Origin of the sequence: Saccharospirillum alexandrii, assembly GCF_043641555.1 — a bacterium.
GTDB classification, from domain to species: domain Bacteria; phylum Pseudomonadota; class Gammaproteobacteria; order Pseudomonadales; family Natronospirillaceae; genus Saccharospirillum; species Saccharospirillum alexandrii_A.
In genome coordinates this window covers 175,038-195,568 of record NZ_JBHZRJ010000004.1, presented here as the reverse complement: position 1 = coordinate 195,568, position 20,531 = coordinate 175,038, and the positions used below count along the sequence as shown (strand labels likewise).

General features: G+C 53.0%; 22 protein-coding genes. 13 read left to right on the top strand and 9 right to left on the bottom strand.

Annotation, left to right across the window (positions count from 1 at the left end):
* Nucleotides 1-154: 154 nt before the first annotated feature.
* Both ACHUE7_RS15385 and ACHUE7_RS15380 read right to left on the bottom strand, forming a co-directional pair.
* Nucleotides 155-415 carry a hypothetical protein gene (locus ACHUE7_RS15385; RefSeq protein ID WP_127558896.1) on the bottom strand — a complete coding sequence of 87 codons (261 nt, stop codon included), beginning with the start codon at nt 413-415 and terminating at the stop codon, nt 155-157.
* Nucleotides 416-838: 423 nt separating this feature from the next.
* The gene (locus tag ACHUE7_RS15380) at nt 839-1,390 is read right to left on the bottom strand and encodes a gamma carbonic anhydrase family protein (protein WP_348474915.1); all 552 of its coding nucleotides are present in this window, start codon (nt 1,388-1,390) and stop codon (nt 839-841) included.
* 65 nt (nt 1,391-1,455) lie between these two features.
* Here ACHUE7_RS15380 and ACHUE7_RS15375 point away from each other — a divergent pair, with 65 nt between their 5' ends.
* The gene (locus tag ACHUE7_RS15375) at nt 1,456-2,985 is read left to right on the top strand and encodes a Ppx/GppA phosphatase family protein (protein WP_394170780.1); all 1,530 of its coding nucleotides are present in this window, start codon (nt 1,456-1,458) and stop codon (nt 2,983-2,985) included.
* A gap of 102 nt (nt 2,986-3,087) precedes the next feature.
* Here the strand turns inward: ACHUE7_RS15375 and ACHUE7_RS15370 are convergent, their stop codons facing one another.
* The 3 genes from ACHUE7_RS15370 to ACHUE7_RS15360 all read right to left on the bottom strand — a co-directional run bounded on the left by ACHUE7_RS15370 (nt 3,088) and on the right by ACHUE7_RS15360 (nt 5,198).
* Nucleotides 3,088-3,666, bottom strand: a complete 579-nt coding sequence (locus tag ACHUE7_RS15370) for a PhnA domain-containing protein (RefSeq protein WP_394170779.1) — start codon at nt 3,664-3,666, stop codon at nt 3,088-3,090.
* 105 nt (nt 3,667-3,771) lie between these two features.
* A complete protein-coding gene (locus tag ACHUE7_RS15365) occupies nt 3,772-4,167 on the bottom strand; it encodes an MAPEG family protein (protein ID WP_394170778.1) in 396 nt (131 codons plus the stop codon).
* Between the two features lie 92 nt (nt 4,168-4,259).
* Nucleotides 4,260-5,198 (bottom strand): DUF3179 domain-containing protein, encoded by a 939-nt coding sequence (locus ACHUE7_RS15360; RefSeq protein ID WP_394170777.1) that lies wholly within the window; start codon nt 5,196-5,198, stop codon nt 4,260-4,262.
* A 497-nt stretch (nt 5,199-5,695) separates the two neighbouring features.
* Between ACHUE7_RS15360 and ACHUE7_RS15355 the strand changes: the two genes are divergently transcribed.
* The 8 genes from ACHUE7_RS15355 (at nt 5,696) to ACHUE7_RS15320 (ending at nt 14,202) form a co-directional block, all read left to right on the top strand.
* Nucleotides 5,696-8,182, top strand: a complete 2,487-nt coding sequence (locus tag ACHUE7_RS15355; RefSeq protein ID WP_394170776.1) for a YncE family protein — start codon at nt 5,696-5,698, stop codon at nt 8,180-8,182.
* A 102-nt stretch (nt 8,183-8,284) separates the two neighbouring features.
* Nucleotides 8,285-9,955 carry a tetratricopeptide repeat protein gene (locus ACHUE7_RS15350; protein ID WP_394170775.1) on the top strand — a complete coding sequence of 557 codons (1,671 nt, stop codon included), beginning with the start codon at nt 8,285-8,287 and terminating at the stop codon, nt 9,953-9,955.
* Between the two features lie 147 nt (nt 9,956-10,102).
* Nucleotides 10,103-10,396 (top strand): hypothetical protein, encoded by a 294-nt coding sequence (locus ACHUE7_RS15345; protein WP_394170774.1) that lies wholly within the window; start codon nt 10,103-10,105, stop codon nt 10,394-10,396.
* 567 nt (nt 10,397-10,963) lie between these two features.
* Nucleotides 10,964-11,392, top strand: a complete 429-nt coding sequence (locus ACHUE7_RS15340; RefSeq protein WP_394170773.1) for a hypothetical protein — start codon at nt 10,964-10,966, stop codon at nt 11,390-11,392.
* A gap of 466 nt (nt 11,393-11,858) precedes the next feature.
* Nucleotides 11,859-12,101 carry a YdcH family protein gene (locus ACHUE7_RS15335; RefSeq protein ID WP_394170772.1) on the top strand — a complete coding sequence of 81 codons (243 nt, stop codon included), beginning with the start codon at nt 11,859-11,861 and terminating at the stop codon, nt 12,099-12,101.
* Nucleotides 12,102-12,190: 89 nt separating this feature from the next.
* A complete protein-coding gene (locus ACHUE7_RS15330) occupies nt 12,191-12,682 on the top strand; it encodes an MOSC domain-containing protein (protein ID WP_394170771.1) in 492 nt (163 codons plus the stop codon).
* Nucleotides 12,679-12,915 (top strand): hypothetical protein, encoded by a 237-nt coding sequence (locus ACHUE7_RS15325; protein WP_394170770.1) that lies wholly within the window; start codon nt 12,679-12,681, stop codon nt 12,913-12,915. The genes ACHUE7_RS15330 and ACHUE7_RS15325 overlap by 4 nt, the downstream gene beginning before the upstream one ends.
* Before the next feature lie 270 nt (nt 12,916-13,185).
* Entirely contained in the window at nt 13,186-14,202 is a 1,017-nt protein-coding gene (locus tag ACHUE7_RS15320; protein WP_394170769.1) for a TauD/TfdA dioxygenase family protein, read from the top strand.
* Between the two features lie 38 nt (nt 14,203-14,240).
* Here ACHUE7_RS15320 and ACHUE7_RS15315 read toward each other — a convergent pair whose 3' ends face one another.
* Both ACHUE7_RS15315 and ACHUE7_RS15310 read right to left on the bottom strand, forming a co-directional pair.
* Entirely contained in the window at nt 14,241-14,456 is a 216-nt protein-coding gene (locus ACHUE7_RS15315) for a TIGR02450 family Trp-rich protein (protein ID WP_394170768.1), read from the bottom strand.
* Between the two features lie 104 nt (nt 14,457-14,560).
* Entirely contained in the window at nt 14,561-14,839 is a 279-nt protein-coding gene (locus ACHUE7_RS15310) for a hypothetical protein (protein WP_394170767.1), read from the bottom strand.
* A gap of 148 nt (nt 14,840-14,987) precedes the next feature.
* On the opposite strand from ACHUE7_RS15310, the gene ACHUE7_RS15305 reads away from it, so the two are divergent.
* Entirely contained in the window at nt 14,988-15,698 is a 711-nt protein-coding gene (locus ACHUE7_RS15305) for a pseudouridine synthase (protein WP_394170766.1), read from the top strand.
* On the opposite strand, the gene ACHUE7_RS15300 is transcribed toward ACHUE7_RS15305, so the two are convergent.
* A complete protein-coding gene (locus ACHUE7_RS15300) occupies nt 15,655-16,527 on the bottom strand; it encodes an urea carboxylase-associated family protein (protein ID WP_394170765.1) in 873 nt (290 codons plus the stop codon). The genes ACHUE7_RS15305 and ACHUE7_RS15300 overlap by 44 nt on opposite strands.
* A gap of 179 nt (nt 16,528-16,706) precedes the next feature.
* Here ACHUE7_RS15300 and ACHUE7_RS15295 point away from each other — a divergent pair, with 179 nt between their 5' ends.
* The gene (locus tag ACHUE7_RS15295; protein ID WP_394170764.1) at nt 16,707-17,291 is read left to right on the top strand and encodes a VTT domain-containing protein; all 585 of its coding nucleotides are present in this window, start codon (nt 16,707-16,709) and stop codon (nt 17,289-17,291) included.
* Here ACHUE7_RS15295 and ACHUE7_RS15290 read toward each other — a convergent pair.
* Nucleotides 17,288-17,527 carry a DUF5062 family protein gene (locus ACHUE7_RS15290; RefSeq protein WP_394170763.1) on the bottom strand — a complete coding sequence of 80 codons (240 nt, stop codon included), beginning with the start codon at nt 17,525-17,527 and terminating at the stop codon, nt 17,288-17,290. The genes ACHUE7_RS15295 and ACHUE7_RS15290 overlap by 4 nt on opposite strands.
* A gap of 214 nt (nt 17,528-17,741) precedes the next feature.
* Between ACHUE7_RS15290 and ACHUE7_RS15285 the strand changes: the two genes are divergently transcribed.
* Nucleotides 17,742-18,950 (top strand): YcjF family protein, encoded by a 1,209-nt coding sequence (locus ACHUE7_RS15285; protein WP_394170762.1) that lies wholly within the window; start codon nt 17,742-17,744, stop codon nt 18,948-18,950.
* Entirely contained in the window at nt 18,934-20,469 is a 1,536-nt protein-coding gene (locus ACHUE7_RS15280) for a GTPase family protein (RefSeq protein ID WP_394170761.1), read from the top strand. Before ACHUE7_RS15285 ends, ACHUE7_RS15280 begins: the two co-directional genes overlap by 17 nt.
* The last annotated feature ends 62 nt before the right edge of the window (nt 20,470-20,531 follow it).

The following is a 20,531-nucleotide window of genomic DNA, read 5'->3' as shown; positions in this document are numbered from 1 at the left end:
TATTGGGTGAGGCGTGGGAGTGTACTGCAGCGGCGTTGGTGAACAAAGTGGTGCATCCCAGGGATGCAAAACCCGGCAGCCGCAATGGCAGCCGGGATACTGCCGGAGAGCGCTGTGTCAGGCCGCCTGCCTGACTTGATCAGCGCTCCCCACCTTAGGCGCTAGGAGGCCCGGCTTTCTGCCCCCCTGGACTTCGCGCCTGTTGCTCCGGCTTCTGCTGTTGCTTTTCCTGACGGATAGCCTGCTTGGGTTCCCTCCAGGTCAGCGGTGCTTCGGACGACTGCTGGCCCAGCCCGATGTCTTTCTGCAAGTGGCTGTTCAGGTGTTCGGCAATATAGCGCTCGGCGCGTTTTTCCTGCAACCAGCGGTTCAGTTCACGGCGCTGGTTAATACGGTTCATCAGTTTGGTGATCATGGTCACTCTCCAGTTTTTCTTGATCGCATGGTTGAGATGCAAGCACTGGGAGCTGTGGCAGAAAGTGCGGGGTGTTGGTGTTAGGAGGGGTTAGTAAAAACACAATCCTTGTTATACAACGAGCCGCAGGTTTCATCCACGGCTCGCAAGGCTTGTGTCCTTAGTCGAATCGCGGGTGCAACAGCACATTACCGGTGACCGCAGGGGTCACAGTACGGGAGGTGCACAGTTGGCGCATAGTTAGAATGGTCTTCATGGCGTGCCTCCGTAGGTTGTTGCCGCGTGGGCAGATTCGAATTAAGGGTTTGCTAATGAAACGTTGCGTTTCATTAGGTGCAAGATTACTCGAACGGTGACCTTCGCTCAACCCTAAACTTTCAAGGTCTAAAGAATTCATAAGTCTTATGACTTAACGTCCGGCAATCAGGCGCTGTCGTCACCCAGACCATCAGCCAGGTAGTCGTCTTTCAGTTTGGTGTAATTGGCCGCGCTGTATTTAAAGAAGCGTTGCTCTTTGTCGGTTAATGGCCGTACCTGGCGTGCCGGTGATCCCATATACACATAGCCCGAGGCCAGCGTTTTGCCGGGCGGTACCAGCGTACCGGCACCGATCACCACCTGGTCTTCAACCACGGCACCATCCAGTACCGTTGCGCCGATGCCGATTAATACCTCATTGCCGATGGTGCAGCCATGCAAGCACGCTTGGTGGCCAATGGTGACATCGTTGCCGATGGTCAGTGGCCAGCCATCCGGGTTGAAATCGCTGGCGTGGGTAATGTGCAGTACCGCACCATCCTGAACCGAGGTGCGCGCACCAATACGGATTCGATGCATGTCGCCGCGCACCACGGCGCCGGGCCAGACCGAGACATCATCGCCGAGTTCAACATCACCCAGAACCATGGCCCGAACGTCGATAAACACGCGTTGTCCAAAGTGCGGGGTGTGCCCGCGAAAACTGTGAATGGCCATAATGCTTGCTCCCGAGGGTTTCTTTGGTCAGCATTGTGGCAAGAATTCACTCAGGTTGCATCGATATGCTCAAGCTCTCAGATTTCTGGCGGAACCGGGTGGAAGAAATGGCGGCCATCGATTTGGGCTCCAATTCCTTCCACATGATTGTTGCGCGCCTTGAAAAGGGAGAACTGAAGGTACTCGATCGCATCAAGGAACCGGTGCGGCTGGGCTTTGGCTTGAGTGCCGACGGCAAACTGGATGACCTGTCGCAACGCCGCGCGCTGGAATGCCTGGCCCGTTTTGGTCAGCGCATCAGTCACCTGCCCCCTCATGCCGTTCGCGCAGTAGGCACTCGAACGCTGCGAAAAGCGGCCAACGCCGGGCCCTTTCTGGCCAGGGCCGAAACCGCGCTCGGGCACTCTATTGATGTAGTGTCCGGGGCGGAAGAAGCCCGTTTGATTTACCAGGGCGTCGCCCAGGGGCTCGACGATGAGCTGGACCGTCGTTTAGTGGTCGACATTGGCGGTGGCAGTACTGAAGTGATTGTTGGCGAGCAGTTTCAACCGCTGCTTCTGGACAGCCTGGGCATGGGTTGCGTGGCCATCATGCGGGACTTTTTTGACGACGGGCAACTCAGCAAGAAGTCGGTTAAAAAGGCGATCACCTTCTGTTTGCAGAAAATTGAACCGGTACACGATGGTTTTGAACGCATCGGCTGGCAACGGGCCATTGGCTGTTCGGGCAGTATCAAGTCGATCTCTAAAGTGGCCGAAGCCATGACCGGAAACCCAGTCATTACCCGATCGCTCTTGAACGACCTGTGTGATCAGGCTGGCCAGAGCAAAAACGTTGACGACTTTAACCCCAATGGTCTCACGTCCGATCGCAAACCGGTGTTTCTGGGCGGGTTGATTGTGTTACGCGCCGTGTTCGAAGGGCTGGGGCTGGAAACAATGGAAGCCTCGCCCTGGGCGTTACGCGAAGGCCTGCTTTATGACCTGATTGGCCGCTATGACCATGAAGATGTGCGCAGCCGGGGCGTGCAACACCTGGCACAACGGTTTCACACCGATGACCAGCAAGCCAAGCGGGTAGCTGACACGGCGCTGCGCTTTTTCAATGACAACCTGGCGGCTCTGGGGCTAACCCAGGCCGAGCCCTGGTCGAATTACTTGCGCTGGGCGGCACAGGTTGCGGAAGTCGGGCTCGACATCTCGCACAACCAGTTTCACAAGCACAGTGGTTACATCGTCGCCAACTGCGATTTGGCCGGGTTCAGCCACGAGGAGCAACAACGACTCACCTTTCTGGTGCGTCACCACCGGAAAAAACCCGACCTCAACAAACTCACCGAACTGGGTGAAGAGGACCAGACACTGATACCCATGTTGCTGGTGATATTCCGGCTGGCAACCGTACTGCATCGCGCTCGAACCGGCAGTACTTCCGAGGGGGTAGCGCTGCGCATCGACGGTGAACAGATTCTGCTATCCGCGCGCAGCGACTGGTGGGACAACCACGGTCTTACCCAGGCGGACCTTGAGCAGGAAGCTCAGTATTTGAGTAAGTTGGGGTTTGGATTGTTGTTGCAGCAGTCGTTGACGGAATAGGGAATTAGCTGCGAGCTGCGAGCTACGAGCTACGAGCTACGAGCTACGAGCTACGAGTGTCCGGTGGCCGTAATGATCACCGGGCACAGTATGACCTTAAGTTCAGGACTTCTTAACAAACTGCGTCAGAATGACGATTTGCTGGCCGTTGACCCGGCCTTCGATGTGCTCGGCGTTATCGGCCACCAGTGAGATACCTCGAACGGCCGTGCCGCGCTTGGCGGTGAAGTTTGCGCCTTTTACGGTTAAGTCTTTGATTAGGGTGACGGTATCACCCGCACTCAGCACCACGCCATTGCTGTCGCGGTGAATGATTTTGTCGTCATCACTGAGGTGGTCTCCGGTGGCTTGCGCCCAGGCCAGAGTCTCATCGTCCAGATACAGCATATCGAGTAAATCTTTTGGCCAGCCCTCGGCGATCAGCCGGTGCAGCAGTCGCCACGCCATTACCTGCACCGGAGGCTCCTGGCTCCACATGCTGTCGTTCAGGCAGCGCCAGTGGTTGGCATCCATCTGGTCCGGGTGCTCGATCTGGTTCTGGCAGGTGGCGCATACCAACAGGGTGGTATCCAGGTTTTCCAGGGTGTTGGGTGGTACGGTATAAACAGAGAGCGAATCGCTGGCTTTACACAGTTCGCACTGCCCGCCACTGCGAGTTTCCAATTGAGGTAAGATCGACATCGACGTAGAGGCCCGAAAAAATGAGGCCGCAGTTTAGCGCATTGGAGAGCAATTCCAGAACTATTGGATTCAATGCAGCGGTATTGATCACCCGGGAAGATTGAGTTACCCGCCGTAGAGCGGTGCCAGCATCAAGCCCAGGCTTGCCAGATAACCGGCCGCCCACACCAGGCTGCGTAAGGTGGCAATATTGGCTACATAGAGGCCGATGTAGGCAATGCGCGAAACAATAAACAGCCCCGCAAGCACTCCGGCAACCGTCGATCCGGCAGCAAACACCTCTGCCACAATCACCCCGGCCGCAAACATCGGAAACGCCTCAATGGTGTTCTGATGCGCCGCCAGACCCCGGGCCCCAACACCGGTAAGAGACGCCTGTTGGGCTCGCGGGTGCTGGTTGTCGTAACCGCCCTGCATTCGGGCCATCGCCCGCATGGCCGGTGCTTTTGACAGAATGACCAGCAAGGCTGCAATGAACAGGCACCAAAGTGGCAACGACATAACGGACTCCCTTAAAAGTGATGTCAGAGGTACGGTTAGCCGGGCGTTTAAGATGAGTCGCGGCATCAAACAGGCTCGAGAACCCGGCAAGATCAGGGCGCGGTAAATACTACCGTACCGGGGTGAAAGGTATACCAGGCAAACCAGAATGCCACCAGGCTGGGTAAGGGTTCGCCTTCCCACTCAATACTGGCGCTGCGGTGCGCTTCGTCCCAGATGACGGTAAAGGGCTGGCCCCCTACTTCATCGTCAAAGCGAGTCTTCCCGGCTTTTGATAACTCCTCGTAAGGGTAAGCCTTGTGCTCGCCATTAAAACTGACGCCCATCACCCATTCCTTTGCATGCCAGGGCCCGGGCGCCTGGTTGGAGACCGGGAACAGCGTTGTGGGCGATTGCTCATACCCGGCATAGGGGTCACGCAGGTAGTCCCGGCGAAAGCCGGTATCGCGGCTAAGTACTAGAGTGCCGGGGTGTTCTTCCCGCCAGGCTTGCCAGGTGGTGTGTTTCACCGGCAATGCCGTCAGTTGTTGCCCCAACGCTTGCCCGGACACAGCCGTCGACAGTATTTGCGACCAGAGGCTTTCGGTTTCGCGGTCGTACAACAGAACATCACTCTCATACAGCAAGCCGGAAACACCGAAGGAGCGCGCCTGGCCATCTACCTCGGCATCGAACACCATGCCGGTATTGCACAGCGGGCAAAACGTCACCGCCACCGGCTGCCCGGCCACCACATCGTTGACGATCTCGTGCCAGTTTAAAATAGCCACCGGGTAAGCCCGCGCTTCGCCATTAATGCTTAACCCCAGTACCCGGCTAGTGGGTTCCAGCCAGGTGGCTGCTTCGGCTTCGTCGAACCTGGGGTTATCGATCGCTGGTATACCGTCGCGTGGCGGACCACCCTGACGAATTTTTCCGACAGGAATCGACGCTTCGGAGACATCAAATCCATTCATGGTTTCAGCCCGGGCTGGCACCAGGATGAGAAGCAGCAATAAGACAAGCAGACTGCTTAAGGCTTTAACGGTCATGGTCGGCTCTCTGGGTTGGGTGTTTGAAGGAATAGTCGGATTAGGTGGCAAAACCTTACCAAGCCCGGTAGCCCTTAATGCCGAGCCTATGTCTTCTTTTGACCGCTAGTGACGCTGCAGCCCGCAAGCTGGTGCTCGCTAGAAGGCGCGAAGATGTTGCTGAGGAATTAACTATGCTTAGAGCGTGGCATAGTCAAATAAATGGCATAATCACTGATTACAAAAAAAATAATGCTTAATTGCTGGAAAGCGTCAGACGCACTGGATTATGAGTGATCGGCCCAGGTTGAGTCTAAAATAGCAAAAAATAGTCCTATAATGCGCTAGAAGCTTAGAACATCGATCTTTCTTCAAGTCTCACTCCGCCAAAATAACGTCTCTAAATGTGACAACAGAATTAATACCCCTGTGAAATTGGAACGCTGCGTTTGCCCTGTCGGGAAAATTTACATACCCTGACCTGACGTATGTCAATAAACCGTAAGGAGTTCCGGTTGATGAATAACAATAAATGGATCGCTCAGGGCCTCATCCTGGTGACGCTGATAATCCTGCAAGGTTGTGGCCCAAGTGGTGGTGGCGGTTCGAATGAAGCTCCCAAAATCCTCGATGTTCAAACCTACGTGCATGCGCACTACGATCATGAATCAGACAGTAATCTGACCATGATGGCTTACATCCATGTGGAAGACGAGAACGGTATTGACGACATCGACCATGCCCGCGTGACTTTTCCAGACGGCTCCTACTACATGCTGCGAGCCTATGACGACCTGTATGAACGTAACGGGGGGTATTACATTCGTGGTTACTTCTACATGCCTTCAACAGGTGCTGCAGGTGAGAATTCTTTTGCAATGCACGGTTATAAAGTTGAGCTAGTCGACAAGGCGGAAGCATCTACTTCCAGGATATTCTCAGTAACCCGAGAAGGTGGTGCTACTGTTTCAACCGGTAACCGTATCGTACATCCTGATAGCTACGATGAGAGTCTTCAAAAAGCAATACCGGCTTTCACCTTACCCGTGGTACATGCGGTCACGATATACAATGACGGGGTTTTGATTGATGCTGAAATAACGGATAGTCGTGCTGGCGAGATACAATTTGATTTCCTCGATCAGGACGAGAATTGGTTCGCTTCCAGGCTGGAACTAGATACAACGTTGATGACAATTCCCGGTCGTCAACAATATTCCGTACCTGCGAGCCTTATCGAATTTGAAGAAGGCTATGACCTAGCAGACATCAGCTTTGTTGGTGCATCGACCTTTGATCCGGGAAGGACAGATGAAAGCCCTATGAAAAATTGGAGCTGGCTTGGCAGCTCATCTCAGCTTTATACAGTTACCGGAGCAAATTTCAGAAATGAACCGTTGTCCAGCACTGAAGGCGACAATACAGGCGTAATAATGGATAGCCTGATAGAGGGAATCTCATTTTCAACGACCTCTAATGTTGCTGGCGTTACCAATGAGCAGGGCGAGTTTAGCTATAACGACGGTGACTACATTACCTTTTCTCTAGGGTCGTTAGTATTGCCCGAAATACAGGCGAAACCTGTCATTACATTATTGGATATTTTTGAAACCAACAATATTCATACAACCGAAGTAACTAATCTGGCGAGGCTGGTTCAGACGCTGGATGATGATGGGATCTATGATTCACTCATAACCATTCCCAACGATCATATTTCAGTACTAACAGCTCAGGATGTAACCCTGGAAGATTTGTCCACAGATAGATCAGGATTTGATTCTGTTGCCTCCATTTCAGACATGCTCTTTAACCTGTCAGGTATATCTGAACTGGTCTCACAGGAAGCAGCGCTTCAGCATTTTTCGAATACACTATCGAATTCAGACATTATTGATACTGACGGTGATGGAAACTCAAATCTGATTGACGAAGACGATGACAATGACGGTGTGCTTGATGTTGACGATGCTTTCGCCTGGGATTCAACTGAGTCGGAAGACTATGACGGTGATGGCATAGGTGATAATTCTGATCCTGACGTAGATAATGATGGTGTTTTGAACACAGAAGATGACTGGTTGTCAGAACTCCGTGAATTTCCATCGATGCCTGTAGTTACTGATGCTATTGTCTCACCTGAATTAGGTCTTTTCTTTGCTACTCATAAAGAGAATAAATCAGTTTCAGTAGTCAACATTAGCAATATGACACTCGAGGAAGAATTCAACTTCTCTCGTATGCCAAATAAACTATTTCTCTCTGAAGACAACAAAAAATTATACATAACGTTAATGGATAGAGAGTTCAGTTACTTTGTGGGTGATGGGGAGGAGTCGGGAGCAATTGCCATCATCAACCTCTCTAATTTGACTGTGGAGACTACTTTGCCTGTATCGATAGATCCTTACGATGTGGTTGCAAACAATGAGGGTGATGTTTTCGTTTCTTCCGGGTCAGATCAACATACTCAGATACAAAGATATGACTCAGTAACAAATATACTCATGGATTCGGCGTCTATCTATTATCAAACAAATCTCCAAATATCCTCAGATCAACTAACGATATATGCAGCAGACACTAAAACTAGTCCAAGTGACATAGAAGCATTTGATATAGCCGGTGACGAGATAACATTGTTGGGCGACTCCCCCTATCATGGCGATCATCGGATGAATGGTGACGTCTGGATCACACCAAATGACACCTATTTAATGACTCGTGGTGGTGACCTTTTCAATGCCCCTGAAATGACGTTTGTTCAGGGAATTACGCCAACCGGTGTCACGGTAGACGCCGTAGGTATGGATGCCTCCAGCAACCGGGTCATTGTTGTACAGTCTAACGGTAGAGTGAAAGAAGTCTCACTTAACCCACTGTCCTTCGTAAAAGAATGGACAGTATATGGAGAGCCTACCGAAGTAGAGCTGGACAATGAGTATATCTACTACTTATCAGTAGGTGAGCATGGGCTTCGTCTAGCGGTGGACCCTGCTCCCTAGTGCCTATCTGATTGGCTGTATATCAGGCTCGAATGCGATGTGTAGCATTTGGGTTTGATATTATTTCTGATTGGGGTTCTTGGAAAGTTAAGAGGAATACGAGTGAAAGCCTTCTCAAAAATATACCTATCAAGAGCAGCCATGATGGTCGCTAGTCTCCATTTAGCCAGCTGTGCCACGACATCAAGCGCGGAAAATGTCCTAACCTCGTTTGAAGCGGACGCTAGTCCGAATGCTTTTATTGAGCGCGATTGGAGATTACTTGTCCCTCAGTTAACTGACGCTATCCGAAGTAACAACGTGGATCTCGTATCGAATTTCATGGCTCCCTGCCTGAATATTGAAGGCCCTAACATCGACTTTGAACGAAGGTGTTCGAATTATTACAGCCAAGTCATAGTACTGGATGAGGCTTTCTCAGAAAGCCTCAAGGCATGGGTAAAGACAGAACCCAATAATGTTCACGCCAATCTTTTTGAAAGCTATAGACTGAACACTGAGGGTTGGGTCATTCGTGGTCATGGCACTTCAAATAGGGTGCATCCCAGGCACATGGGCCAATATCAGGAAAAGTTACGTCAAGCGGCCGAGCATGCCTCGAGAGCCATTGAGCTCAACCCGGGTATTCCATTTGGATACGAAGCCGCCATTGATGCATACGGTTCTATGGGCCGTGCGTTCGTACAGAACAGAGATGAGGTAGTTCAACGCTCTCTGGTAGAGGTTCCCTGGAGTTATATGGTCGCTACAACTCGAATATCACGCAGCCAACCGCGATGGGGAGGTTCTTACGACGCCATGGAAGCGATAGCCAGTGAATACGAGGCATACTACCCACGACCTGAAGGAAAAGACCTGAGTGTTTTGGAAGCACAAATTCTAGCGATAAAAGCCAGCGATTGGAAAGACGGTTACGAAGTAGAACAGGACTATGTTCTCGCCGATGCAGCTTTAAATATTGTAAGAATTTCCGACTATGACAGGAGTCATGTGTTAAGGAATCTCGCAGGTGTGTACGCGGCAACTGATCGGGGTGACCAAGCGAAAGAGCTCATGCAGCATGCACTAGAGAAAGATCCGTATAGCGAATCCTCTTTAAGCGGGTTCATGTGTTTGTGTAACAATATGGATTCTGAAACTGCAATCAGAACCACAGAGCGATATGTGGATCGTTTTCCAGTTGCATATGAGGGCTGGCTTGAATTGGGTATTTTAAGAACCCTTTATACCGGCGATTTCCAAAGTGGACTGGATGCATACGAGACAGCCCGTACCATGCGGCCTTATGAGCCGGAGCTTGTCAGGCGAATCAATGTCTCTCGCGGTCAGCTCGGTCTGGAAAAAATTGATACTGAAACCGTTGATCATCAAAAAGGATTGCTGATCTATGCATATAACAACTTTGCCCATGTGGAAGCCATTAAAGCGCAGGTAAAACAGCAGCTCGGACCTCAATATGGTGTCATCGAGCGTCAGGTATTTGAGCAGAGAGTCGACGACTACTTTCAGCTTGATACCTTTGACCAGCATCTACGGCAGCAACTGGATGTCGTGGATTTGACGCTTGATGATTGGCAATACATAGCCCAGCTAGTGGCAATCGAGTCAAATATTTCTGACCTATCCAGAACGAGAATAGAAGAATTCCTTGGAGATATTGAAACACCTGAAAGGCAAGCTTTGTTGCAAGTCATAAACCAGGCGCTCGGGAGGACAAGTCAGGCCATGGTTGATCAATTTCTGAAAGATTACAACTCCAAAACGGGTGTCTAGTCCAGGACGGGCTATTGATGGAACCCATTCCTAGCCTTAGTAATTGTGATGAGTGTCCAGTTAGCTGGGGGCAAACACCACAGAAGGTGGCTTTGTGTTTTACCTCGACACTAGCGCACCTTATGCTCACTTTGAGGAAAAATAAAAGTGAAAATACTAATTACTCTTTTCCTTTTCGCAATCCTTTTAGGAACGTTTGCGTGTGTTGTAAGGGTTGGTTTGCTTTTTGTTGAGGGCTATATTAAATATGGCTTTAACTTTCGTCAGCATTTTCATTTCTATAAGAGTAAAAATCTAGGTATGTGGTTATACAGTATGTTAGTCGGTTTTGGAATAATTGTTGCCATTGCCTATTTGCTCTTGAGATTTTTCCCGGAAACATATTCGATAAATAGCGATTTAGCGTCTATCTATAACCTAACGGAAAAGTTTGCACTTTAATGAGAGAAGGCTATTAAACTTTGATTGATTTTATACTGTACATGTGGGTCTTGCTTTTTATTTTTTTGATTGGATGGTTCTTTATATTACAGCCTAAGTTAGGGTTGTACTATGTGGCAATAAAGGAGTCGTATGGTAGTTTAATAGAGAGTTGCCGTCCAAGATTTATACTAGCAAGTAATAATGATCAGCTGATTTTCCTGATTTTCCTGTTTAAAAGAAAGTATGAATTAATTCCGGACAAGAGGTTGACCGAAGTCGGGAAAAAATATAGGAAACTAGTGTTATTGAACTTCTTTACTACAATCTTTTTTTTGCTCTTAACTGCCTTGGTTATAATTATAGGGTCAACAGGGAAATTATAAGACTCCCAACTGAGCAACTGAGTAGGCACCCATCGCTGCAGTGTGTAATTGTGATGGGTGTCCCAGCTAGCTGTGAAATTTCTGCAGTAAGTGATACTGTTGCTCATATATCAGACGTCCCTATCAGGCTGAAAGTATGAATTCAAACAGGTATAGGTTTAATTACCTTAGAGAATCTATATTCATATTGATGACAATCATCTTGGCGCTATCGTTTGGACTGTTTTGGGCTAGTTTTCATACAGTTAACCCTAGTACTTTAGCTGGAACAAAAGTTATTCAAGGTAGCTTTGAAAAGATTTTGTGTAGTGACCGAAAAAGGAGATCGCAAAACAGGATTCGAATCACTATACCCCAAGACAGCGGAAGCACACCTTACTATGGATACAAATTTCCTGTCGCATGTAAAGCGATTCCTGAAAATAATGTCGAACTTGAAATTAGGGTTGTTAGGTTAACCATTCTTTCGCTTCGGGTTAATGGCATCGCGTACCTTCCTTTAGAAGCTGGAGTGGCGCGCTATAACCTTGGTGAGCGAATGTTTTTCTCTGTAATTGTCGGGTTTCCACTGTGGTTTGTTTTAAGGCGATTCTTAAAAAAAATCGGATTCATTCGTGTTGGATTGTGGTGAGTTAGGCATCTGAGTAAATTGGACATTCAAACTAAGCGACTATCAACAATGCGGAGACACCCACTTTAGGCGGCTGTGAGTCAATGGGGTCGTAGTCATGGTTCGATTCGAAGTAGAAAATAGGGCTGGTCTATACGTTGGGAGTAACCAATGGAGACACCCATCGTTACATTGTGTAATTGTCAGGGGAGTTTACATACCCCTATCCGGCATGCCCGAGGGTGGCTCCGTTCAGTGGCAGCCATACACCTAACTTACACCTCAACCTTTTGACATGAAGCTCAAGGCTTCTACACTCGTGACCATTCAGTAGCCAGTGTTGCAGACTACCTATCGATCGGTCATGCGTTGGTTAACGCTGTTCTATCACCGTTCTTCGACTGGCTATGAAACGTTCTTTTTTCGATCGGGCGTGGATCGTTCATGGCCCCATCGAAATCACTTCCCACATCAAAAGGAGCAATGCATGGTTGAAAAACACGATTTATTGCATGAGTTTCCGGAATACCGTGATCAGATTCATGATTTGAAAATGAATGATCGACACTTTGCCAAGTTGTTTGAAGAATATACTGACGTGGAACATGAGGTCCACGGCATTGAAAGCGGTAGCGAGTTTGTTAACGATGAGTATCTTGAAGAGCGCAAGAAGCAACGGCTGCACTTGAAGGATCAGTTGTATCAAATGCTGAAAGCCAACGCAGGTTAGGCACTGGTGTTGAGGGTGTACCCGTAGGCTGTCCTGCTCAGGTTTTCCGTGGCAAACTGGCTGCCTGATCTGCGTAACAGAGAGCCCCAATGCCAGAACCAACGCCGATGCAAAGGTTGCTAAATACCCTGCCGCAAACTGGCCGGGTGGAGTGGATCGGTGTCCGCCCCGCCCGTGATCAGGCCATGTTGATACTCGATCGTGTCATGGTCAGCCCGGGCAAAGGCCTGGCAGGTGATCGATTCAGTGGCCGTGAAACCAGCAAACGGCAAGTGACGTTGATCCAACACGAACATCTGAGTGTGATTGCCTCTTGCTTGCATCGGGAGTCTATTGGCCCCGAGGTATTCCGCCGCAACCTGGTGGTGTCTGGCCTGAACTTGTTGGCCCTGAAAGATAAAACCTTTCGAATCGGTGACGTTGTGTTGGAATACACCGGCTTGTGTCACCCGTGCAGTAAAATGGAGAAAGCCCTCGGTCCCGGTGCCTACAATGCAATGCGCGGACACGGAGGCATCACCACCCGAGTCGTACAAGGCGGTGAACTCGCACTCGGAAGTCTCGTGCAGGCGTGTCTGTGAGCTCTGAGGGCCAACTGGCCTTGCAGGACGAGTTGCCCGACGTCCGGGATGGTCTCACCCGCACCGATCGTATCGTTTTGGCTGTGCTCGAACAGACCCAGAAAGAATGCCGGAACCGCAATGTCCCCACCGCCATGCTGTATGGCCGTGTTCTGGAGTATGTGCAGATCAGTGAAGCAGACCTGATCCACACGCTGCATCGTCTGGGCGTTCAATCCCGGACCCGCCAGTGAGCAATGGCACCCCAACACAACGTACCCCCGCTAACCCCCTCTTTTGCTGCCCTACGTCTTTACGAAAGTTAACAACTGCTGGCCACCGGTAACACGGAATGGCCGGAGAAATGGTTTATTCCCGCGATGCCTGCCGTCATGTAGACACTGAAGTGACCGGTCAATGGTAGGCACAGGTCTTAGACCCCCCGGGTTTTGCCATAGAGGTGTGGGCCATCCGCCGCAATGGCCAACAGGTCATGCATAGATATCGGCAACAGGAGACAGACCATGAAAACCGATGAACTGACCATCGCGCCGCTCGATCCTGCCCGTGTTGCACGGGTGGAGAGCTGCGGTGGTACGATCACGCCGCTAGGGCCTCTGGGTGCTGAGGTTCGAGGCATAGATCTTACATCAGAGACGTTACCGGACCCCGAGGTTGTGCGTGCGCTTGAGCTCGAAATGGCAAACCGGGGCTTCATCGTTTTTAAAAACGACCAGCCGCTGAGTGTCGATGACTTTCTACGGGCAAGTTGCTTGTGGGGTGGCAGAGCGCTTCATAGCACACACGGCATCCATCCGGCGACGCCCGGGAATAACCCGCACATCTTCCGCTTGTCGAACGATCGCCGCGCCGGGATTCCCGGCGTGGGCCCGCAATGGCACAACGATGGCAGTTTTATCGCCGCCACCTTTTCGCATTCGGGTTACCACATCATAAGGCCGGCCGAAAAAGGAGGCGGTACCTATTTTGCGCATCAGGGGGCCGCTTATGACGCGCTGCCTCAGAATCGCCAAGCGTATTGGCGTCGGCTCTCGTCCGTGAATTCCGCATCGGGGGTGGTGCATCCGGTCGTTCACAAGCATCCGATCTCCGGTCGCCTGTGCATCTGGTTGCACCTGGGCATGACCGGCGCGGTGATTGAAAAACGAACCGATGGCGATGGCTTTCGCCTGTTGAACGCAGATGAACTGACCAGACTGTGTCATGAATACAACGATATCCTGAATGCCGGGCTCGAGAACGGTTATGCGGCTGTCTATGACTATCGGGAAAATGACTGTGTGTTCATCGATAACCTGGCCGTCGCTCACCGCGCTTCGCCGGAAGCCCATTTGCCGCCCGAACAGCAAGGGTTGCGAATCATGCATCGCAGTACCGTTAAAGGCGTACACAACCTGGCACCGACTGCTGAGCTGCCTCAATTTCTGAACATTGATGGCCCCAGCCCCTTTGGGGAGGGCGTCTGGAAAAGCGGTGGCGTTGGCTTTCGATGGGAAGATGACATTCCCATGCAGAATTAAGAGAACGGGCGTTTGCACCGGTAGTGAATTTCAGCGTTTTATGCCCAACCCTGGCGCCAGTTGTTTTCATCCTTCAGTTCCGTCCAGTCTATTGGCTCTGACCGGTTTGTTAAAACGGCTTCAAGCAAACAATGAATGACCTCACCTTCTTCGCTGAATTCCACCTCCGTAACGAGGAAGTGCTTCTCTTTATTGGAGGGGTTGACCGCTGTCCATTTACTATGGAGTAGTTTTCTCGGGTTGATGTTAATCACGGTTACTTCCTGATTCGGGTTGAGACCCTTTGCCTTTTACCTAGAATACAATAGAGATCGGCTGTTTCCGGAGCGCTCAAGGGTGCACTGGTAGATGGTAGGGTTTACTTGTTGCCCCATATCTTTGCCACGGCTTTGTCACTTCCCAGAGTGCCCACAACGATACACACGAACCCGATTAGGAAGAAAGCGAGTACGGGGACGAGGCCACCCAACTGGGCGGAATTAATGGCCAGTACGGCCGATATTGCCGACAAAAACAGGAACAGTACGCCGACCGCAAGCAGTATTTTTCGATGTGACTTGTCGTATCGGAATTGATCGTCGCCCGATTCAAAAATACGGAGAATGGGCTGGAACAGATGTCTGAGTGTGTTTTTCATTAAAGATTGCTCGTTTTGAGGGGCATGGCCGTGGTTTCAGCGTTGACACAAGGGTACTGTGAACGGCCCAATGTCACCAGTTCGCTGGCATTTTAACGCCGTGTATCTGGCCACTTTGCCAATACTGGCTCCTCATTGAGGGACGTTTGTGCATTCCAAACACAGTCGCCTGGACCGGTTCATCGCGAAGTCCTGTCAGATTCCACTGAAATCGGTGAAGCCGTTGCTCGCCCGTGGGGTCATCACCGTCAATGGTGTGCCGGTTAACGATGGCCAATGGCGAGTCTGCGAGTTTGACCGAATTGAATGCCAGGGAACGATGCTACAGCACCGTTCACCGCTATACCTCCTGCTGCACAAGCCTGTTGGTGTTGTCTGTGCAACCAGAGACAAGCAGCACACTACCGTGTTGGACTTGATTGATCACCCGGCCAAAGACGAGTTGCATATCGTGGGTCGATTGGATCTGAATACCTCCGGCCTCGTCTTGCTGACCAACGATGGCCGCTGGTCGCGCCGGTTGACGGCGCCGGAAAGTAAGGTGCCCAAGCGGTATCAGGTACGGGTAAAAGACCCATTGGATGACCGGTATGTGCAGGCGTTTGCCGAGGGGATGTATTTTGAAACTGAAAACATCGTGACCGCGCCAGTCGCGCTGACGATTACCTCTGCCACAACCGCCGATCTGGTCCTGACCGAGGGTAAATACCACCAGATCAAACGTATGTTTGGCCGGTTTCGTAACCCGGTACTGGCGTTGCACCGCAGTGCAGTAGGCTCTTATGAGCTGGACGATTCGCTGGCCCCGGGTGAATTCAGGCTTTTGGAGGTACCCCGTGATGGCCGTCATAGCCGTTGACTGACGCCGGCTGCCACCCTGCCAGTGCTGCACCTTCCGGTTTATAGATCTCGACGGTCAAAGGAAAACAGGCCGCCGCATCGCTGGAGTGGCTTGCGCTGCAATCGCCACCCGGGCAGGCAGAGAGCGCACCGAGCAGGTCGATTTCTGCAAAGAATTCCAGATAGTCACCCGGGCGGACCGGGCTGGCCTTCATAAAGTACTGGTGGGTATCCCGGGTGAAGCCGGTGCACATGAAGACGTTGAGCACATCGTGAACATGCTGTTCCGCCCCGGCTAAAGGCAGGTTCTGTTGCTGTGCCAGCGCGCGGGTGAGGTTGGAGTGGCAGCAATGGTGGTAGTGCTCGGTATTGAGCAGGTAGCCGGTGTAGGGGTCACAGCGGGTGCCGATTACATCGTGGACGCTGGCGCCATCGTCATCCCACCCATACCAGTCGAGCGTGTCGGCGGTGATGGTTGCCATCGGCCTCAGGTAAGGGAAACTGCTCCACAGGCGGTCACCGGTACTGAGGTGGGTGCCGTGCAGGGCGCGCGTTTTGCCGCTGTAAAAACGTTCCGCCAGCGTGTGCTGGTTCCACAGATTCAAGTCGCCGACCTGGCCGCCCTCGGTGCTGATGATGCGAAAAAAGTGTCCGGCGGGCACCTGGAAGGTGGCAGCATCGCGTGGGTTCACCGTTACCCGGTCGGTCCGCGACAGGGTAGCGCGGGCCTGGTTTAACCGGTTGGAATCGTAAGGCGGTATTTGATCTGGCGGGTAAGCGATAACGGGCTGGGCAGCTCGCCGCATTCGGGCATCGCTTGGTTCGGGGTGTTCAGCAGGGGGTTTCATTGGATGGCGGTCTCCTGTTGGCCGGGTTTTTGGATCCGGTCAGGCGCACGGGTTCGTAGTAAACCGGTAAAGCTGACTTCTGTCCGTTAAACTTAAACGACTTGCGCGATAAACTACAGCCTCGGTGCGTGATGGCATCGATTCAAAGGACGCGTCACCAAAGGACATTGTTACCCATTGTGAACAAAGAATCCGATGTTATTGTTAACCGCAACTGGCTGGTGGCCTGGGGGGCCATCGTAGCGCTGTCGCTGTCGGTGTATTTTCTCAACCCGGAGTGGTTTGCGCCGCGGGCACTGCGTCAGTTTTTTAACGATAACCTGATCGTTAGTCTGTTTCTGTATTTCGTGGTTTCCACACTCAGGGGCTTTACGCTCATTCCCTCAACGCCGTTTGTATTGGCCGGGGTATTGGTGCTTCCGCCCCTGCCTCTGTTCCTGGTCAATCAGTTGGCGGTATATACCTCCTCGGCCATTGTGTACTTAATGGCACGGCAGGTCCGCTTCGATCAGTATTTCCACGAACGATACCCCCGTCAGGTTGAGCGGCTGACCCGATTACTCCACAAACGCGAGCTCGTTGTCATCAGCATTTGGGGGTTTGCCCCCTTTGTGCCCACCGACATGATCGTCTATGTGTGCAGTATTCTTCGCATAAAATTATGGAAAACCCTGCTGGGCGCCTCCATCGGTGAAGGGGTGATCTGCGCGATCTATATTTTTGGCGGATCGCATGGGTTGGGCCTGTTGCTGGGCCCGGTTTAATCGGGCGCTTTCGAGGCCCAAATGGCCAGGCGATGGCGCATTGCCTGTTGCGATATCTGGTCATTCTGCAGTGGCTGAATCACCTTGTCGTGCACCAGTAAGCGATAAATGTACTCAATTTTCGCTTCGGCGGAATCCGTGGGTTCAAACTCGACGACGCCTCTGGCCTCGCCGTATGCCTTGCCCATGGCAATGGCTTTTTTGACCAGTTCTTTTTCATTCTTGAGTTTCTTCATGCCGGTGTTCCCCGTTAGTGTTCAGAGCATAACGTTGAAACGATGGTGGGGCGAGCCCATAACAGAGCAGTCAGGTGGTTGCTTCAACGGCGATTGAGCGGGCCTGGTTTCAGTGTAAACGCGGCTCGGCTGTCGTCCAGTCGGAGCGTTTCATTTGCAGGGTGACCTGCCATACTGGGTTTGTCGCCCGCATCAGTGTAAAGGCAAGACGTTTATGTCATCGGAACCCCGGGGTAAAAACTGGAAACGCATCGTCAATGCGGTGCTGTCGCCAGAACCGGACATTGAAGCCGCCGTGTCGCCGCAGGTGCAGGGCGAGGCTCCGGTGCTCTGGCTGCTGGGCAAGGTGCAATCGGGCAAGACATCGATTGTGCATGCCATTACCCGCCACCCCGAAGCCGAGATTGGCGCAGGCTTCAAACCCTGTACCCGCCACGCCCGGTTATTTGATTTCCCGCCGGAATTGCCGCTGGTTCGCTTTATCGATACCCGTGGCCTTGGCGAAGTTGATTATGCGCCGGAAGACGACCTGACCGAACAGGAACACCAGGCCGATGCGCTGATTGTGGTGGCCCGCGCCATGGACCCGCAGCAGGATGACGTCTTTTCCCAGGTGCATCGCATTCGCAAACGTCATCCGGGTTGGCCGGTCGTGCTGGTGCAGACCCGGCTGCACGATGGCTACCCGGACGACCGGGATCACCCGGACTACGCTGAACTGCAACGCGACACCGGTCTGACCGATCTGCAACGCGCACTGATGACTCAGGCGGCCAGGTTGGAGTCGCTTCCGGGCCCGGGGCCCGTGCATGCCGTGGCGGTGGATCTGACCCGCCCTGAAGACGGCTTTACCAACCCGGATTATGGCCTGAACGCCTTGCTGGCCGTGCTGGATCAGGTTCTGGATGCCACTCAGAGTGAACAGCTGCGCAGCCTGCAGCTGACCGGTGCCGATGCCCGACTGCAACAATTGCACCCACATCTGGTGGGCTATGCCACCGCCGCCGGCCTGACCGACCTGATCCCGCTGGCGGGCTTTGTAACGGTGCCGACCCTGCAGGGCAAAATGCTGCATTCCATTGGTCGCATCTACGGGCTCGACTGGGACCGTCGCAGTCTGGCTGAGTTTGGTACCTCACTGGGATCGGGCACTCTGGTCGGCATTGGGGCCAGTTTTGCGGCGCGCCAGCTGGGCAAACTGGTACCGGTGTATGGCCAGTCGGTCGGTGCCGTGGCCGCAGGCACTGCCAGTGCGGCGGTCACTTACGCGCTGGGCCGGGCGGCCTGTTATTACCTGAATCTGTCGGCACAGGGCAAGGCGGACCCCACCGGCGTCGCCAATGCCTATCGCGGCTCGTTGCAAGAGGCTTACCGGATGTTTCACGACCGCATGCGTAGGGAGCACCATGACCGAGACGATTAAACGCCGCTGGCGCGGGCCCATCATCATCGTGATCGGCCTGATGCTGGTGCTGATGGTCTTGCCGCTGTTGCTGCTGATACCTCTGGGCGGGCTCTGGCTGTGGCAGCAAGGCTGGCTGTTACTGTGGTTGTTGGGCACGGCAGTGCTCACCGGCGGTGGCTACTTGCTGGTGCATCTGTTGCAACGCCGTCTGATCGGCAGCATCGAAACGCCGGCCGAGACCGCCGCGCCGGTTTCGCCACCAGAACCAGACTGGTCGGCTCAGGATCTGGCGGCCTGGACCGAGGTGCAGCAACTGGCCCGGGATACCGACAAAATCATTCTGGGTAGCCAGACGTTGCTGCTGGAACGCGCACGTCTGGTCATTGAGCACGTCGCCCGCCACTATTATCCGGATCACAAAGACCCGGTCTGGAATTTCACGCTGCCTGAGGCATTGTTGCTCAGCGAACGGGTCAGCCTGAGGCTCCGGCTGGTGCTGGGTGAGCATGTTCCGGGGTCCAGTCACTTCCAGGTAGGGCAGGTGATGCGGCTCTGGCACCTGGGCAGCTCCAGCCAACCCTATTACAAAGGCGCCAAAACCCTGTTCCGGCTGGTGCGGGCGGTGAATCCAATGTCGGCAGTGCTGGCAGAAGTCCGGGAGCGCCTGTTGAACGTCGCATTCGACCGAACCAGCGACTATTTGCAGCAAAAAGGCGCTCGCATCTGGGTCGAGGAAGTAGGCCGGGCCGCCATAGACCTGTATTCAGGGCGCTTGCAGGCCGATGCTGGCCAGATGGCAAAACTGGCGGAGCATGAGCAAGCAACGCGCCCGCCGCCGGGGCCGGTTCAGGTGCTGGTCGCAGGCCAGCTTAAGGTGGGCAAATCGAGCCTGGTCAATGCCCTGCTGAACGACACTCAGAGCGCGGTCGATGTACTGCCGATGACGGCCCGTGCCGAGCGCTATCAGTTAAGTGATGAGGCGGGCGAGCCGCTGGCGGTTCTGATTGATACGCCAGGCGTGAGCCACGAACTGAGCACGGAAGAATGGGGCGCGCAGCTGGAGTCGGTAGACTGTATTTTATGGGTGGTGTCGGCACACCGTGCTGACCGTGCACTGGACCGGCAAGCGCTGGATGCCCTTCGTGCATGGTTCCGTGCTAACCCGACCCGGCGGCAGCCGCCGATACTCGGGGTTGTCAGCCACATAGATCGCTTGTCTCCCGCCCGGGAATGGTCGCCTCCCTATGACCTGTCCAGTCCGGCATCGCCCAAGGCCGTTGCCATCAGCGAGTCGCTGCAGCACATCGCAGCAGACCTTGCCCTGCCAGTGGTCGATCTGGTGCCGGTGCGGCTCGACCAGGGCGCCGACGGCTACAACATCGATCTGCTTTGGAGTGCCGTTTATGAACGCCTGGAGCAAGCTAAACACGGCCGAGCCCAGCGGCTGAACCGGCTGGGTCGCAAGCGGGACTGGAAAAGCGTGATGCGCCAGGCGCGCGGCGCAGGTCGTCTGATTCGTCAGGGGCTAAAGCGTTAAGCGTTCGCACCTGAACCAACGCACAGTTTGAACCTTTTTCACTTGCGCAAAAAGCCGACCTG